The organism is Nocardioides ferulae, from assembly GCF_003660455.1.
Lineage (GTDB): Bacteria > Actinomycetota > Actinomycetes > Propionibacteriales > Nocardioidaceae > Nocardioides > Nocardioides ferulae.
Map to the genome: position 1 here is coordinate 1 of NZ_QZVR01000004.1, position 15265 is coordinate 15265.

At 73.6% G+C, this 15265-nt stretch carries 14 protein-coding genes and 1 pseudogene; 8 read left to right on the top strand and 7 right to left on the bottom strand.

Features of this window, described 5'->3' with window-relative positions; all coding sequences use genetic code 11:
- Positions 1 to 40 precede the first annotated feature (40 nt).
- Both disA and radA read right to left on the bottom strand, forming a co-directional pair.
- Entirely contained in the window at positions 41 to 1123 is a 1083-nt protein-coding gene (gene disA / locus D6B71_RS06280) for a DNA integrity scanning diadenylate cyclase DisA (RefSeq protein ID WP_121253185.1), read from the bottom strand.
- 47 nt (positions 1124 to 1170) lie between these two features.
- The gene (radA, locus tag D6B71_RS06285) at positions 1171 to 2604 is read right to left on the bottom strand and encodes a DNA repair protein RadA (RefSeq protein WP_121253187.1); all 1434 of its coding nucleotides are present in this window, start codon (positions 2602 to 2604) and stop codon (positions 1171 to 1173) included.
- 178 nt (positions 2605 to 2782) lie between these two features.
- On the opposite strand from radA, the gene D6B71_RS06290 reads away from it, so the two are divergent.
- Positions 2783 to 3820, top strand: coding sequence for a LacI family DNA-binding transcriptional regulator (locus tag D6B71_RS06290; protein ID WP_121253189.1), 1038 nt, complete (start codon positions 2783 to 2785; stop codon positions 3818 to 3820).
- A gap of 4 nt (positions 3821 to 3824) precedes the next feature.
- Here the strand turns inward: D6B71_RS06290 and D6B71_RS23385 are convergent, their stop codons facing one another.
- The 5 genes and pseudogenes from D6B71_RS23385 to D6B71_RS06315 form a co-directional block, all read right to left on the bottom strand.
- Positions 3825 to 5363, bottom strand: a complete 1539-nt coding sequence (locus D6B71_RS23385; protein ID WP_121253191.1) for an Ig domain-containing protein — start codon at positions 5361 to 5363, stop codon at positions 3825 to 3827.
- Between the two features lie 302 nt (positions 5364 to 5665).
- Positions 5666 to 6634 (bottom strand): annotated as a pseudogene (locus tag D6B71_RS23895) (hypothetical protein); the annotation flags it as partial.
- Positions 6635 to 6828: 194 nt separating this feature from the next.
- Positions 6829 to 7554, bottom strand: a complete 726-nt coding sequence (locus tag D6B71_RS06305) for a class I SAM-dependent methyltransferase (protein WP_121253194.1) — start codon at positions 7552 to 7554, stop codon at positions 6829 to 6831.
- A gap of 157 nt (positions 7555 to 7711) precedes the next feature.
- Complete coding sequence (locus tag D6B71_RS06310) at positions 7712 to 8350, bottom strand: VOC family protein (RefSeq protein ID WP_121253196.1); 639 nt, start codon at positions 8348 to 8350, stop codon at positions 7712 to 7714.
- A gap of 117 nt (positions 8351 to 8467) precedes the next feature.
- Positions 8468 to 9229, bottom strand: coding sequence for a DUF3109 family protein (locus D6B71_RS06315; RefSeq protein WP_121253198.1), 762 nt, complete (start codon positions 9227 to 9229; stop codon positions 8468 to 8470).
- Positions 9230 to 9262: 33 nt separating this feature from the next.
- Between D6B71_RS06315 and D6B71_RS06320 the strand changes: the two genes are divergently transcribed.
- From D6B71_RS06320 to proC, 7 genes are all read left to right on the top strand, one after another.
- Positions 9263 to 10219, top strand: coding sequence for a Ppx/GppA family phosphatase (locus tag D6B71_RS06320; RefSeq protein ID WP_121253200.1), 957 nt, complete (start codon positions 9263 to 9265; stop codon positions 10217 to 10219).
- 16 nt (positions 10220 to 10235) lie between these two features.
- Positions 10236 to 11036 (top strand): sugar phosphate isomerase/epimerase family protein, encoded by an 801-nt coding sequence (locus tag D6B71_RS06325; RefSeq protein ID WP_121253202.1) that lies wholly within the window; start codon positions 10236 to 10238, stop codon positions 11034 to 11036.
- Positions 11033 to 11659: a TetR/AcrR family transcriptional regulator gene (locus D6B71_RS06330; RefSeq protein ID WP_240641178.1), complete on the top strand. Its 627-nt coding sequence runs from the start codon at positions 11033 to 11035 to the stop codon at positions 11657 to 11659. The genes D6B71_RS06325 and D6B71_RS06330 overlap by 4 nt, the downstream gene beginning before the upstream one ends.
- Before the next feature lie 278 nt (positions 11660 to 11937).
- A complete protein-coding gene (locus tag D6B71_RS06335) occupies positions 11938 to 12654 on the top strand; it encodes an ABC transporter ATP-binding protein (protein ID WP_121253204.1) in 717 nt (238 codons plus the stop codon).
- The gene (locus D6B71_RS06340) at positions 12651 to 13391 is read left to right on the top strand and encodes an ABC transporter permease (RefSeq protein ID WP_121253206.1); all 741 of its coding nucleotides are present in this window, start codon (positions 12651 to 12653) and stop codon (positions 13389 to 13391) included. Before D6B71_RS06335 ends, D6B71_RS06340 begins: the two co-directional genes overlap by 4 nt.
- 53 nt (positions 13392 to 13444) lie before the next feature.
- The gene (locus D6B71_RS06345) at positions 13445 to 14380 is read left to right on the top strand and encodes a proline dehydrogenase family protein (RefSeq protein WP_240641179.1); all 936 of its coding nucleotides are present in this window, start codon (positions 13445 to 13447) and stop codon (positions 14378 to 14380) included.
- 59 nt (positions 14381 to 14439) lie between these two features.
- The gene (proC, locus tag D6B71_RS06350; RefSeq protein WP_121253208.1) at positions 14440 to 15264 is read left to right on the top strand and encodes a pyrroline-5-carboxylate reductase; all 825 of its coding nucleotides are present in this window, start codon (positions 14440 to 14442) and stop codon (positions 15262 to 15264) included.
- Position 15265: the final 1 nt, after the last annotated feature.

A 15265-nucleotide genomic window follows, 5' to 3' on the forward strand; every position in this document is an offset into this window, starting at 1 on the left:
TCGCTCAGGGCTGGCGGGGGTTCCGCTGCGCAGCGGCTTCTCAGACGTAGCGCTCGAGGATGGTGGACTCGGCGAGGCGGGAGAGGCCCTCGCGCACGCTGCGCGCCCGCAGCTCGCCGACGCCTTCGACGGCCTGGAGGTCGTCGATGCCGGCCGAGAGCAGCTTCTGGAGGGTGCCGAAGTGGTCGACCAGGCGGTCGACGACGGTCGGTGGGAGGCGCGGCACCTTGGCCAGGAGCCGGTAGCCGCGGGGGGCGACGGCGCCGTCGAGGTGCTCGCCGTTGCCGAGGCCGAGCACGCGTGCCGCCGAGGCGGGGTCGACCAGCTCGGTGGGGGAGAGCGCCTCGAGCCGGGTCAGCAGCTCCTCGGCGCTCTTGCTGCGCTTGCCGCCGGGCAGGTAGTCGCGGATGACCAGCTCACGCTCGGCGTCGACGCCGGTGATCAGCTCCTCCAGTTGCAGGGAGAGGAGGCGGCCGTCGGTGCCGAGCTCGAGGACGTAGTCCTCGATCTCGCGGGCGATGCGGGTGACCATCTCGAGCCGCTGGGCGACGACGGCGACGTCGCGCACGGTGACGAGGTCCTCGATCTCCAGCGCCGACAGGGTGCTGGCGACCTCGTCGAGGCGCAGCTTGTAGCGCTCGAGGGTGGCCAGCGCCTGGTTGGCGCGCGAGAGGATCTGTCCGGAGTCCTCGAGGACGTGGCGGGTGGCCCCGACGTAGGCCGCGATGATCTGCATCGACTGGGAGACCGAGATGACCGGGAACCCGGTCTGCTTGGCCACCCGGTCGGCCGTGCGGTGCCGGGTGCCGGTCTCTTCGGACGGGATCGTGTGGTCGGGCATCAGGTGGACGGCGGCCCGGAGGATGCGGGTGACCTCGCGGTCGATGATGATCGCGCCGTCCATCTTCGCCAGCTCCCGCAGCCCTGTGGCGGTGAAGGGCACGTCGAGGACGAACCCGCCCGTCGCGATCGACTCGACGGTCTTGTCGGAGCCGAGCACGATCAGGGCGCCGGTGCGCCCCCGCAGGATGCGTTCGAGACCGTCACGCAAGGCGGTGCCGGGGGCGATCGCCTCCAGCGTCGCTCTCAGGCGCAGGGTCTCGTCCGAGCGGTCCGTGGCCACACGCCCTCCGTTTCGGCTGCGGCGCTGGTCAGGCCGCGGGCAGGAGTCTATCCGTCGACCGCCATGTGGAGCGGCGTCTGGCCCGCGGGTGCCTGAAGCTGCAGCACCCGCAGCGCGCTGGCGAGGTCGGGGACGTCGACCACGCGCATGCCGTCGACGACGCGGGCCGAGGCGCGGGGCGCCCGCGGGTCGGCCACCTCGGAGGGGACCACGGCCAACGAGAACCCCAGCCGGGCCGCCTCGGCCAGCCGTTGCGGCAGGTCGCGGACCCGCCGCAGCTCACCGGCCAGGCCGATCTCGCCGAGCACCACGGCCCCGCGCGGCGGTGGCTTGCCCAGCCACGCCGAGGTGAGCGCCACCGCCAGCGCCAGGTCGGTCGCGGGGTCGGTGAGCCGTGCGCCACCGACCGAGGAGGCGAAGACGTCCATCTGGTGCAGCCGCACCCGGCAGTGCTGCTGCAGCACCGCGAGCACCAGCGCCACCCGGGAGGAGTCGATGCCGGTGGTGGTGCGCCGCGGTCGCTCCAACGCCGAGTGGGTGACCAGGGCCTGCACCTCGGCCAACAGGGGGCGCCGGCCCTCGAGGGTGACCGCGACACAGCTGCCCGGCACCCGGCCGTGCAGACTCTCGACGAACAGCCCGGTGGGGTCGGTCACCGCGTGGATGCCGTCGGAGCCGAGGTCGAAGCAGCCCACTTCGTCGACCGGTCCGAAGCGGTTCTTCACCGCCCGGACCATGCGGAAGCGGGAGGCCCGCTCGCCCTCGAAGTGGAGCACCACGTCGACGAGGTGCTCGAGCACTCGAGGCCCGGCGATGGAGCCGTCCTTGGTGACGTGACCCACCAGCACGGTCGTGATGCCCTGCGTCTTGGCGACCCGGATCAGCGCGGCGGCGACCTCCTTGACCTGGGTCACCCCGCCGGGGACGCCCTCGACGCCGGCCGCGGCGATGGTCTGCACGGAGTCGACGACGAGCAGGTCGGGGCGCACCTGCTGGATGTGGGTGAGCACGGCGCCGAGATCGGTCTCGGCGGCGAGGTAGAGCTCGTCGTGGACGCCGTCGGTGCGGTCGGCGCGGAGCCGCACCTGCGAGGCGGACTCCTCGCCGGTGACGTAGAGGGTGCGCCGACCCGAACCTGCGGTGCGCGCCGCGACCTCGAGCAGCAGCGTGCTCTTGCCGACCCCGGGTTCGCCGGCGAGGAGGATCGCCGCCCCGGGCACCAAGCCACCCCCGAGCACCCGATCGAGCTCGTCGACGCCACTGCCTCGGAAGCTGGCCTCGGCGACGTCGACCTGGCCGATCGGCACCGCGGGCCGGCTCACCGGCCCGGCCGCCGCCCGATGGACGGGAGCGGCCGCCTCGGCCACCGAGCCCCAGGCCTGGCACTCCCCGCAGCGGCCCACCCACTTGCCGGTCTCCCACCCGCACTCGGAGCAGCGGTACGCCGGTCGGGGAGGTCTGCTGCTCGTCCGCGATGCCATGCCCGGAACGCTAGGGGAGACCGCCGACAGCCGCCGCGACGCCACCCCGGCGACCATGGTCCGCGTCACAGCCTCCACGGGCCTCGCCGAGCGTGCCACGTTCGGCCGCTTCCGGGCCTAGACTCGACTTGGATCGATCCACGACCGTTCGGTCGCGGATGCTCGAGAGGGGGAGCCGGTGTCGTCCAGTCCTGGTCGCGCGGGCACACCACCCACGCTCGCCGATGTCGCGGAGCTCGCGGGTGTCTCACGTCAGACCGTCTCGAACGCGGTGAACAACCCCGACCTGCTGCGTGCCGACACCCTCGAGCGGGTGCAGCAGGCGATCGACGAGCTCGGCTACCTGCCGAACCGGGCGGCTCGCAACCTGCGTACCCGCGCCTCCCACCTCATCGGCATGCGGATCAAGCCCGCCCAGGAGGGCACGGCCAACGCCACGATGGACCGCTTCGTGCACTCGCTGGTCGACACCTCCCGCGAAGCCGGCTACCACGTCCTGTTGTTCTCCGGCGAGCTCGACGACCCGCTGGCGGGCTACGACGACCTGCTTCGCTCGACGGCCGTCGACGCGTTCGTCATCTCCGACACCTTCCTCGGCAACCCGCAGGCGGCCTGGCTGGAGACCAAGCGGGCACCGTTCGTGGCGTTCGGCCGGCCGTGGGACAACCCGGTCGCCCGCCACCCGTGGGTCGACGTCGACGGTGCCGCCGGGTGTGAGCTGGCCACCAACCACCTGCTCGACCGTGGCCACGAGCGCATCGCCTGGATCGGCTGGCGCAAGGACTCCTTCATCGGAGAGGACCGCCGCGCCGGCTGGGCGCGGGCCATGCGCACCCGGGGCCTCTCGACCACCGGTCTCGCCTCACGGGTCGAGGACACGGTCGCCAGTGGGCGGGAGGCGGCCACCGTGCTGCTCGACGAGGCCCGCCCGAGCGGCTTCGTGTGCGCCTCCGACACCTTGGCCATGGGGGTGTTGCACGCCCTGAGCGAGCGGGGCCTGCTGCCCGGTCGCGACATCGCCGTGGTCGGTTTCGACGACTCCCAGGTCGCCCAGGTGGTCCCACCCGGCCTGACGTCGGTGCGGCAGCCCCTGGAGGACGTCGCGATCGAGACCGTGAAGGCGCTCGAGGGGCTGCTCGCGCACCCGCCGACGGCCTCGGCAGGAGTGCTGCTGAAGCCGTCACTCGTGGTCCGCGGGTCGAGCGGGCCGGAGTGACCGGCTACCGGGTGACCCGCACCCGAACGACGCCGTGGGCGGTGGATCCTCCGCTGGTGACCTGCACCCGGCACAGGTAGCGCCCCGGGCGAGGAAGTACGCCGGTCAGCCGGCCGGCCTTCGAGACCCGGAGGCCTCGTGGCAGTGTCCGGGCTCGCCAGACGAAGGCGCCGTCGCCACCGCTTGCGGCGAGCCGGAGCCGAACCTGCCGGCCCGCGCGGACGGCCACCGACCGGTCCACGACCGAGACCGGCCCCGGTGACACCAGCACGGTGACCTGGGCGCCGGCCCGCTGCGTACCCGACACCACCTGGACCGGGAACCGGTGCTCGCCCACGGAGGCCCGGGCAGCGGTCACGACACCGTCGCCGGATAGCAGTACGCCGGGCGGCAGGTCGTGGGCCTGCCACGCGTACTCCCCGGTGCCGCCGGCGGCGGCCAGTCGCAGACCGTCGGCGGTGCCGTAGCCGAGGCGCACCGTCTGGTCCGTGACCGTCAGGGGGGCCGGGGTCACCTCTACGGTCACCGTCGCCTCCCCGACGAGCCCGGCGGAGTGGGCCCGGACGACGAACCGGAAGGTGCCGGCCTCGTGCGCCAGGCCGCTCAGCGTGCCTCGGTCGCCGAGCGCGAAGCCCGGGGGCAGGGCCTGGGCCGACCAGGTGAAGCTCCCGTCGCCGCCTCGCGCCGAGAGTGTGGCCACGAACGGGTGGCCGGCGACCGCGGCGAGCCGGTGGTCCTCGACGACGACGGCGGCCGGTGCCTCGGTGACGTCGACGGTCACCTGGACCGTGAGTCGCTGGGTGCCCGACTCGACCGTCACGGACCAGGTGGACGAGCCCGGACCGGGCGGCGTCCCGGTGAGGACGCCGTCCGCGGCCACGCGCAGCCAGGGGTGCGGGGCGGGGGCCGACCAGGCATGGGAGCCGGTGCCCCCGGCTGCGACGAGCCGGGCGGCGAACGGCTCGCCGGCCTGCCCGACGAGATCGTGAGGGCCCGCTGTCAGCTCGGGAAGGACGGTCAGCGTGAGGGGGATGGACGCCGACGCGTCGCGGCCGTCACGCACGGTGACCGTGGCCGCGAAGGTCCCCGCCACGGTGGCGCGTCCGTGGAGCCGGCCGGTCGCCGGGTCCAGGGACAGGCCGCTGGGCAGACCGGTGGCTGACCAGGTGTAGTCCGGCGTGCCTCCCGCCGCCTCACCGGCCGGAGCGTCGACGGGGCGACCGGACACCAGCTCGGGAAGCAGTGCCGGGCCAAGGGTGAGTGCCGTGTCGGTGACGCCGACCTCAACGGTGTAGCCGCCGAGCGAGCCGTAGTCGTCGTAGCCGCCGGGGGTGCTTGGTGAGCCGTGGCCGACGCCGTCGAGCCGGACCAGGTAGCGGCCGGCCGGCAGCGTCCCGGACCAGGTGGCGTCCAGGCCCGCCGCCGTCCGGCGACTGAGCTCGACAGCCGGCGGGTCCGCGAAGCCGACGGTGTTCCCGGCGAGATCGAGCACGGTGAGCGAGAGGTCCAGGTTCGGGGCGCCGGAGGTGGGTGCGGCGGACACGTGACCGGGCCGGCGCCGGTGGTGAACGTGAACGTGTCGACATCGCTGCGCTGCGCGATCACACCGGGGGTCGCAACGCCGGGGACGAGGGGGGAGGCGCTCGCCGCGACGTCACCGTGGTCGTCGGCGCGCGGCCCGGCGACCGCGGCGATGATCGCGACGTCGTCCTCGCGGTTGCTCGCGCCTGGGTAGTCCCCGCGCGACCACTGGGTGATCGGATGGTAGTAGCCGGCACCCATGATCGGAGCCCAAGGTGCCCACCCGAGGCTGTACTGCCTGGTGCTGTCGCCGTCGTGCCTGAGGCCGAAGCTGTGCCCGGCCTCGTGGGAGGCGGCCTCCCCGATCGAGTGCCCGTCGGGGCCGGTGCCGGCGGTGAACACCCAGGCCGGGGAGTAGTAGCCGTAGGAGGTGTCCCTGCCGAGGATTCCGACGTAGGCGACGCCGGCGCAGCCGCAGCTGGTCCCGATCGGCCCGCTGTCCGTCACCACCACGCGGATGCCGAAGCGCGGGTCGGTGGGGCTGGACCGGTCGATCGCGTCGGGCCCCGGGTCGCGGGTGGTCACGTTGACGTCGAACGGCGCGTAGTCCTCGGCCACCACCTGCCAGGCCCGTTGGATCGAGGTGAGCTCGGCGTCGGTGAAGGCGGTGTCGGTCGGGGCGGAGAGGGAGAAGGGCGCGGCCACGGTCGGGTCGCCGTAGGTGCGGTTCCAGGCCGTGCCGCTCACGGTCTCGCCGGTGAAGTCGAGGTAGATCGTGACCGGGGCGCCGGGGCGGGACTCCAGGGCGAAGGTCTGGGGGAGCGGGGCGAGGCCGGCCGCTGCGGCGAGGTCCGGGGCCGGGGACTGCTCCTCGGGTGCGGTCGCCGGGTCGAGGTAGAAGGCACGTCCGCAGCGGTCGAGCCACAGTGACCCGTCGTCCGCGGCTCGGCGCAGCTCCTGTCGTCCGACGTCGTTGCGCTCGGCGGCCAGTGACAGGTCGTCACCGGACCGCGCCGCGAGCCTGGGCAGCGCGGCCGTGGCGGGTGCCGGGCGCGCCAGCAGGGGCCGCTCGCAGTCCTCGGCGCCGTCGCCGGCGGTGACGCCGAGCTCCGGCGTGAAGGCCGGTGCCGTGGCGGGGGACGCGGCTGCCGTGGGTGCCGCGAGCAACAGGCTCAGACCCACGGCCAGGCACAGTGAGTACGCCGTGCCGCCGGTGCGCGACCCTGGGTGCGGGCTGCCGGCTGGCCGTGCGGGCCTGGCCGGCCTGGCCGGCCTGGTGAACCACGTGGGCATGGTCGCGTCCTCGGGTCGGTGCTCGAACGCGTCCGGGGGCGGCCGCGCTCACGGCGGGACAGACAGGCGGGCCGCCCTCTCGTGGCATCGGTGAGGTGGGCCCTTCCTTGAGCATTTCCACCGTCTCGCGGGGTCGTGCGCCCCACGACGCGCCATGGCGCGACCTCAGGCACACGACCCGTGTGCCGCGGGCCTCAGAACCGCCGCCACCACAGGTTGACCGCGTAGTCGACCTCGGTGCCCTCGTGCTCGGCGAGCACCTCGGCCGCCACCGCCGTGGGCAGTTCGATGCCGACCACCGCCTCGAGGTCGGCGCGCGAGTCGAACGACCACCGCAGGTCGACCGGGAGGCGGCCCCATCCACGGTCGGACCAGAACCGCTCCACCGCGGCCGGGTCGACGTCGGGGAAGCCGCGCCGGAACCAGCCGCCGAACGTGGACCGGGTGGCGTCGTTGTCGATGACCAGCGCGACGCCACCGCGGCGCACGACCCGGTCGAGCTCGGCGAGCCCGGGTTCGCAGCCTGGTCCGAAGAAGTAGGCCCAACGGGCGTGGACGACGTCCACCGACGCGGGCGGCAGCGGCAGCGCCTGCGCGGTGCCCTGCTGCACCGTCACGTGCGGCAGCCGGCGGGTACGCCGTCTGGCGAGCGCCGCCAGGTCGGGGTGCGGCTCCACACCGACGACGGCCCTGGCCTCCTCGGCGAACCAGGGCAGGTGGAAGCCGGTGCCGCAGCCGATGTCGAGGACGTCGGCGCCCGCCCATCCCGCGGTGCGCCCCGCCGCGGCCAGCGCGGACCGCATCGCCTGCTCCAGGGCGCCGTCGGGGTCGACCGCGCGGTTCTCGAGCTCGTAGGTCGCGGGGTGGTGCCAGATGTTCGGACTGGGCACCGCGCCGCGGGGGAGCGAGCGGTTGGTCACGGCCCGTCCCCGAGAGTGGTGGCGGGCGTGGCTGGATGCCGGGTGGATCTCGACCCGCCCGTCGCGGCCTCGTGGCTCGGTCGCGGGGCTTGCTCGATCTCCCCGCGCACCGCAGCCCGCTCCTGCGTCGCGGTCTGCTGCGCGGTGAGCTGCGCGGTCAGATCCGGACCAGGCCGCTCGGGGTCTGGAACTGGGCGGCGATCACGCCCGGGGTGCCGTGGGGGGCCACCCACTCGACCTTGACGTCCTCCAGCGGCGACTCGACGGGCTCGCCGAGCCACTCGCTGACCCGCAGCGGGTCGCCCGCGATCTCGAGAGCGTGCAGGGACAGCTCGCCGGTGGCCCCGCTGCTCGGGTGCAGCTCGTCGGGGCTCTGCCACTGCACGAAGAACGGCAGCTGCGGGTCGGAGATCAGCCCGTTGACGCCGATCTGCCGCCACAGCAGCTCGGTGCCGTCGGGGCGGTGGCGGTTGCCCTTGACGGCTTCGCGGCCGAGTCGCTGTTCGACCACGGCGATGTCCTTGACGGCGACCACCCAGCCGAGCCAACCGCCGCCGAGTGCGGACCGGGCGCGGACCGCCTGGCCGAACGGGGCCTTGTCGGAGGCGGGGTGGTCGAGGACCTCCACGATCTCGAGGTAGGTCTTGTCGGCGAGCGGCAGGGTCATGTTGCGGGTGCCGAAGCGGGGGTGGATGCCTCCGTCGACGAACTCCTGCCCGAGCAGCTTCCCGATGCGCTGGGCGGTTCCGGCGAGCCCATCCGGTCCTGCTGCGTACGAAAGGTGGTCCAGGCGCATGCCAGATTGTGGACACAGTGCCGCGGGCCGCCCACATCGGGGTCGCTGTCTCTTGACGTCGAGACGGTTGAGATCCGCGCTGCCGCAGGTCAGGCCGGGTGTGCCGGCGCCGCGCGATCAGGCGGGGTCGGCGGGGTGCCGGCCGAGGGTCGAGCGGGAGCGCACGTGCGACTCGCAGTGCCGGACCAGCTCGGCGTACGCCGCCTGGCCCATCAGCGCGACCAGCTCGGCCTCGTGGGTGAGGTAGACCGGCTCGGCGGCGACGTGGGCCTCGGTGTTGCCCGAGCAGTACCAGTCGAGGTCGTGGCCCCCGGGCCCCCAGCCGCGGCGGTCGTACTCGCCGATCGTGACCTCGGTGTAGCTGGTGCCGTCCTGCCGCTCGACGTCGCGGAAGGTGCGCCGGATCGGCAGCTGCCAGCACACGTCGGGCTTGGTCTCCAGTGGGTGCCGGTCGAGGCGGAAGGCGAGCTGGTGCAGGGCGCAGCCGGTGCCCGCGGCGAACCCGGGGCGGTTGTGGAACACGCAGGCCTGCTGCCCGTCGACCTCGGCGGTGCGGGTCTTGCGCTCGCCGTCGTCGTCGGCCTCGACCCAGTCGGCCGCAGTCACCTCGCGCCCCGGGTGGAGCTGCCACTGCTCGGGGCCGAGCTGGGCGACGTACGCAGCCACTCGGCGCTCGTCGTCGGCGTCGGAGAAGTGCGCCCCGAGGGTGCAGCAGCCGGAGTCGGGGGCGTCGGCGTAGATGCCGCGGCAGCCCTGGCCGAAGATGCAGGTGTAGGCCGAGGTCAGCCAGGTGAGGTCGCAGCGCAGCACCTCGGCGTCGTCGTCGGGGTTGACGAACTCGACGTAGGCGCGCGGGAAGGCCAGGTCGACTTCGGGCACCGGGCCAGACTACGCGGCGGGTAGGTTGGAGCCATGCGGCTGGGCGTCCTCGACATCGGCTCCAACACGGGGCACCTGCTCGTGGTCGACGCCCATGGCGGCGCGGCACCGCTGCCGGCCTTCTCCCACAAGCAGCCGTTGCGCCTGGCCGAGCACCTCGACGCAACGGGGGCGGTCACCCAGGCCGGCGTCGACGCGCTGGCCGGGTTCACGGCCGAGGCGCTGGTCGTCGCCGAGGACAAGGGCTGCGAGGAGATGCTGGCGTTCGCCACCTCGGCGGTCCGCGACGCAGGCAACAGCGAGGCCGTGCTGGAGCACGTCCACCAGCGCACGGGCGTCGAGATCACGGTGCTCTCGGGCGAGGACGAGGCCCGGCTCACGTTCCTGGCGGTGCGCCGCTGGTTCGGCTGGTCGGCGGGCCGCCTGGCCGTGTTCGACATCGGTGGCGGCTCGCTCGAGATCGCGGCCGGGGCCGACGAGGCCCCGCACGTGGCCTGGTCGCTGCCGCTGGGTGCCGCCCGGCTGGCGAGGGCCTTCCCGTGGGCGGGGGGCGCAGAGGCCGCGGGTGCGGGCGAGGTCGAGGAGGCGGTGCGCGAGCTGCGCCGCCGCATCCGCACCGAGATCGCCCGCGACGCCGGGCAGCTGCTCCGCGGCGGCCCGCCGGACCGGGCAGCGGCGACGTCGAAGACGTTCCGGTCGCTGGCTCGCATCTGCGGCGCCGCGCCGTCGGGCGAGGGGCCGCTGGTGCCGCGCACCCTTCCGTTCGCGGAGCTGTGCGAGTGGGTGCCGAAGCTGGCCGGCATGCGGCTCGAGGACGTGGCGGCGCTGCCGGGGGTCTCGGCCAGCCGGGCGCACCAGGTGCTCCCGGGGGCGTTGGTGGCGGAGGCCTGCATGGACATCTTCGGGCTGACCGAGCTGGAGGTCTGTCCCTGGGCGCTGCGCGAGGGCGTCATCCTCGAGCGCCTCGACCGGCTGAGCGTGCTGGGCTGAGGGTGGGCAGCAGGAGATGACCACCTCCAACACTCGCGTGGGGCTGTCGAGCGCCTCGGTCTATCCCGAGAGCTCGGCCCGTGCCTTCGAGTACGCCGCCGAGCTGGGCTACGACGCCGTCGAGGTGATGGTGGGCATCGACGCGCTCAGCCAGCAGACCTCGGCGGTGCTCCAGCTCTCCGAGCACCACGGCGTGCCGGTCTGCTCGGTGCACGCGCCCACGCTGCTGTTCACCCAGCGCGTGTGGGGCACCGAGCCGTGGGGCAAGCTCGAGCGGTCCGCCGAGATGGCGAACGCGGTGGGGGCCGAGGTCGTCGTCGTCCACCCGCCGTTCCGGTGGCAGAAGGAGTACGCCCGCGACTTCGTCGACGGCATCGCGGCGCTGGAGGAGTCCAGCGGGGTCGCGTTCGCGGTCGAGAACATGTATCCGTGGCGGGCGACCTCCAAGCGCGGCGTCGAGATGTACCTCCCCGGGTGGGACCCCTCCGCCGAGCCGTATGCCAACACCACCATCGACCTCTCCCACGCGGCGATCGCCGGCGACGACCCCATCGAGATGGCCAGGCGGCTGGGGTCCCGGCTGCGGCACATCCACCTCACCGACGGCACCGGCTCGGCCAAGGACGAGCACCTGGTGCCCGGTCGTGGCGGCATCGGCGCGGCCTCGTTCCTGCGGCACCTGGCGCGCAGCGGGTTCGGGGGCGACATCGTCGTGGAGATCAACACCCGGCGCTGCGAGACGCGCGAGGAGCGCGAGATCGATCTTCGGGAGTCACTGGAGTTCGCCCGGCAGCACTTCGCGGTGACCACGCCGTGAGCGAGGACGCGGCTCCGTCGGCGACGGTGGGGCGCGCGCCGCAGCGGCGCGGCCGGCGTCCCGGCGCCCCCGACACTCGGGCGGCGATCCTGGCGGCCGCCCGCACCTCGTTCGCCGCCACCGGCTTCGCCGGCACCTCGATCCGCTCGGTCGCCGCCGCCGCGGGGGTCGACCCGGCGTTGGTGCACCACTACTTCGGCACCAAGGACGACCTGTTCCTCGCCGCGCTGGAGCTGCGGGTCGACCCGAGGGTGGCGCGGCTGCCGGTGCTCGAGGGCGGACCCGAGCACGCCGGGCGTCGGATCATGGAGCTGTTCGTCTCGGTCTGGGACGACGAGGAGACCCGGCTCCCGCTCCTGGCGCTGGTGCGGGGGGCGGTCGAGCCGGGCGGCGCCCGGCTGGTGCAGGACGGCTTCTTCCGGCTGGTGCTCCGGCCGATCGGCGACGCGTTCGACCTCGACCAGCCGGACCGGCGGATGGCGCTGGTGGCCTCCCAGCTGTTCGGGTTGATCGTGGTCCGCTACGTGCTCGCGCTGGAGCCGCTGGCCTCCGCGCCGGCCTCCGAACTGGTGGCGACGTACGCCCCCGTGCTGCAGGGCTACCTCACCGCCCCGCTGCCCTGACCTTCGTCGCCGCGCGCTCCCGTCCGCCCTCTCGGGGTGGTGGTGCGGTTTCCCCAGGGGATGCAGCCGAACCGGCACTTCCCTAGGCGGGTACGACGCGGGAAGCGTGGTTTCCCCAGGGGATGCAGCCGAACCGACACCGCCCCGGCACGGGGGTTTCGTCTGCATACCGTGGTGAAGCGACAGCAGTCCGCGCCCTGCCCGGTGATCGTCGCCGCGGCGGGCCGCCACGTCGAAACCGCTTGCACATCCCCGCCCCGAGGAGCACAATTCATCACATGATGAAAAACGTCGTGGAGGTGCGGGGGCTCACGGTGGTCCGAGGGGGGCGCGGGGTGTTGGACTCGCTCGACCTCACGATCGGCGGCGGGGTGACCGGGCTGCTCGGTCCGTCCGGCTGCGGCAAGACCACGCTCATGCGGGCGATCGTGGGCGTGCAGCGCACCGCGGGCGGTGAGGTCCGCGTGCTCGGCGCACCTGCCGGCAGCAAGGGGCTGCGCGACCGGATCGGCTACGTGACCCAGGCGGCCAGCGTCTACGACGACCTCACCGTCGCCGAGAACCTGCGCTTCTTCGCGCGCGTGCTCGGGGCCGACCCGGGCGAGGTCGACGCGGCGGTCGACGCCGTCGACCTCGCCGACCATCGCGACGTCGTCGTCGGACGCCTCAGCGGCGGTCAACGCTCGCGGGCGAGTCTCGCGGTCGCGCTGCTGCGGCACCCCGACCTGCTCGTGCTCGACGAACCCACGGTCGGCCTGGACCCGGTGCTGCGCCGCGACCTGTGGCGGCTGTTCCATCGCCTCGCCGACGCGGGCGCGGCGGTGCTGGTCTCCAGCCACGTGATGGACGAGGCCGAACGGTGCGACCGGCTGTTGCTGATGCGCGAGGGGCGGATCCTCGCCGACGACACCCCCGACGGGCTCAGGCAGCGCACCGGAGGCGCCGACATCGAGGCCGCCTTCCTCGCCCTGGTCGACGCGGAGGCCGCGGCATGAACGCCCGGATCCTGCTCGGGGTGACCGTGCGGGTGCTCCTCCAGCTGCGCCGCGACCACCGGACGCTGGCGATGCTGATGCTGCTGCCGTGCCTGCTGATGTCGCTGCTGTGGTGGATGTACGAGGACGTGCCCGGCGAGAGCATGTTCGACCGGGTCGGGCCCGCCCTGCTGGCGATGTTCCCGTTCATCGTGATGTTCCTGGTCACCAGCGTCACCACCCTGCGCGAACGCTCTAGCGGCACCCTGGAGCGGCTGCTGGCGATGCCCACCGGCAAGCTGGACTTCCTCGGCGGCTACGCCCTGGCGTTCGGCCTGGTCGCCGCCGTGCAGTCGGCTCTCGCCGTGGGGGTGAGCGTGGGTCTGCTCGGGCTCGAGATCACCGGCCCGCTGTGGCTGCTGACCGTGGTGTCGGTCGCCGACGCCGTCCTGGGCTCGGCGCTGGGCCTGTTCGTGTCCGCCTTCGCGCAGACCGAGTTCCAGGCGGTGCAGTTCATGCCCGCGCTGGTGATCCCGCAGATCCTGCTCTGCGGACTGTTCATCCCCCGCGACCGCCTCCCGGACGTCCTCGAGGTGATCAGCGACGCCTTGCCGCTCTCCTACGCCGTCGACGCCATGACCCAGCTGACCGTGTCGAGCTCGACCGGCGAGGTGTGGTCGGACCTCGCGGTCGTGGCGGCGTTCGCGGTGGCGGTGCTGGCCCTCGGCGCCGCCACCCTGCGACGGCGTACGGCGTAGCCTGGGGCCCGCGCCGGTCGGCACGGCGCTGCCAGTCCAGGACGAGGAGGACCATGTCTCTGCTCCGCCAGCCCTTGCTGCTCCTCGCCCGCAGCGCCAAGGTCAAGCGGCTCGTGACCACCATGCCGGTCACCTCCTCCCTCGTCGACGGCTACGTCCCGGGCGAGGGTCCGCAGGACGCCGTCCGGGCCACGGCCGACCTGGTCGACGACGGCCTGCGGGTGACGCTGGACTACCTCGGCGAGGACACCCGCGACGCCGACCAGGCCGAGCGCACGGTCGCCGCCTATGCCGAGGTCCTGCACCAGCTGGCCGCACGCTCGCTGACCCGGCACGCGGAGGTGTCGGTCAAGCTCACCGCCATCGGGCTGGCGCTGCCCGACCACGGCTACAAGATCGCGCTCGAGAACGCCCGCACGATCTGCCGGGCCGCCCGCAACGCCGGCACCTCGGTGACCATCGACATGGAGGACCACACCACCACCGACCGCACCCTGGCCATCCTGCGCGACCTGCGCAAGGACTTCCCCGAGACGGGCGCGGTCCTCCAGGCGGCGCTGCGGCGCACCGAGGACGACTGCCGCGCGCTGGCCCACGAGGGGTCGCGGGTGCGGCTGTGCAAGGGCGCCTACCTCGAGCCCGACGAGGTGGCGTTCACCGACCGGCACGAGATCGACCGCTCCTTCGTGCGCTGCCTCAAGGTGCTGCTCGCCGGGCAGGGCTATCCCATGATCGCCACCCACGACCCGCGGATGGTCGAGATCGCCTGCTCCCTGGCCAGCCGCTACGACCGCACCCAGGGCTCGTACGAGTTCCAGATGCTCTATGGCATCCGCCCCGCCGAGCAGCGCCGGCTGGCGTCGGTCGGCGAGGAGGTGCGCGTCTACGTCCCCTACGGCACCGAGTGGTACGGCTACCTGATGCGCCGGCTCGCCGAGCGACCGTCGAACCTGGCACTCTTCGCCACGTCGCTGATCTCCAAGAAGTAGCCCGGCGGCCCACAGCTTGCCCGACCGCAGCCACCACGAGTAGGACGGTGCCCCCCACCATGGCCGAACAGTCGCACTCCACCGGGCAGACCGCGATCCTCGGGGCGGGGGTGATGGGCGAGACCCTGCTGTCCGGCCTGGTCCGCGCCGGCCGCCGGGTCGACGCGCTGCTGGTCGGTGAGAAGCGCCCCGAGCGAGCCCGCGAGCTGGAGGAGCGCTACGGCGTCTCGGTGGTCAGCAACCGGGAGGCCGCCGCGGCCGCCGACACGCTGGCTCTGGTCGTGAAGCCCCAGGACATGGGCGACCTGCTCGACGAGATCGCCCCCGACCTGCGCTCGGGCCAGTTGATCGTGTCGCTGGCGGCCGGCATCACCACGGCGTTCATCGAGGCCCGGGTGCCCGAGGGCGTCGCGGTGGTCCGGGTGATGCCGAACACTCCCGCCCTCGTCGACGAGGGCATGGCCGCGATCTCCCCCGGCTCCCACTGCGACGAGGCCCACCTCGCCGAGGCCGAGGCGCTGATGGGCTCGGTGGGGCGGGTGCTGCGCATCCCCGAGCGCCAGCAGGACGCGGTGACCGCGATCTCCGGCTCTGGCCCGGCCTACATCTTCTTCGTGGTCGAGTCGATGATCGAGGCCGGCGTCCACCTCGGGCTGCCGCGCACCACCGCCAGCGAGCTGGCGATCCAGACGCTGCTCGGGTCGGCCAAGATGCTGCGCGAGACCGGCACCCACCCCGCGGTGCTGCGGGAGCAGGTGACGTCGCCGGCCGGCACCACGGCCGCGGCGCTGCGCGAGCTGGAGATCCACCGGGTGCGGGCCGCGTTCCTGGCCGCGATGGAGGCCGCCCGCGACCGCTCTCGCGAGCTCGCCGCCGGCAGCTGAG

Coding starts and splice junctions, on each gene's coding strand:
- radA (WP_121253187.1), bottom strand. CDS start 2,604: ATGGCATCGCGGACGAGCAGCAGACCTCCCCGACCGGCGTACCGCTGC.
- D6B71_RS06310 (WP_121253196.1), bottom strand. CDS start 8,350: ATGCGCCTGGACCACCTTTCGTACGCAGCAGGACCGGATGGGCTCGCC.
- D6B71_RS06320 (WP_121253200.1), top strand. CDS start 9,263: ATGCGGCTGGGCGTCCTCGACATCGGCTCCAACACGGGGCACCTGCTC.
- D6B71_RS06325 (WP_121253202.1), top strand. CDS start 10,236: ATGACCACCTCCAACACTCGCGTGGGGCTGTCGAGCGCCTCGGTCTAT.
- D6B71_RS06335 (WP_121253204.1), top strand. CDS start 11,938: ATGATGAAAAACGTCGTGGAGGTGCGGGGGCTCACGGTGGTCCGAGGG.
- D6B71_RS06340 (WP_121253206.1), top strand. CDS start 12,651: ATGAACGCCCGGATCCTGCTCGGGGTGACCGTGCGGGTGCTCCTCCAG.
- D6B71_RS06345 (WP_240641179.1), top strand. CDS start 13,445: ATGTCTCTGCTCCGCCAGCCCTTGCTGCTCCTCGCCCGCAGCGCCAAG.
- proC (WP_121253208.1), top strand. CDS start 14,440: ATGGCCGAACAGTCGCACTCCACCGGGCAGACCGCGATCCTCGGGGCG.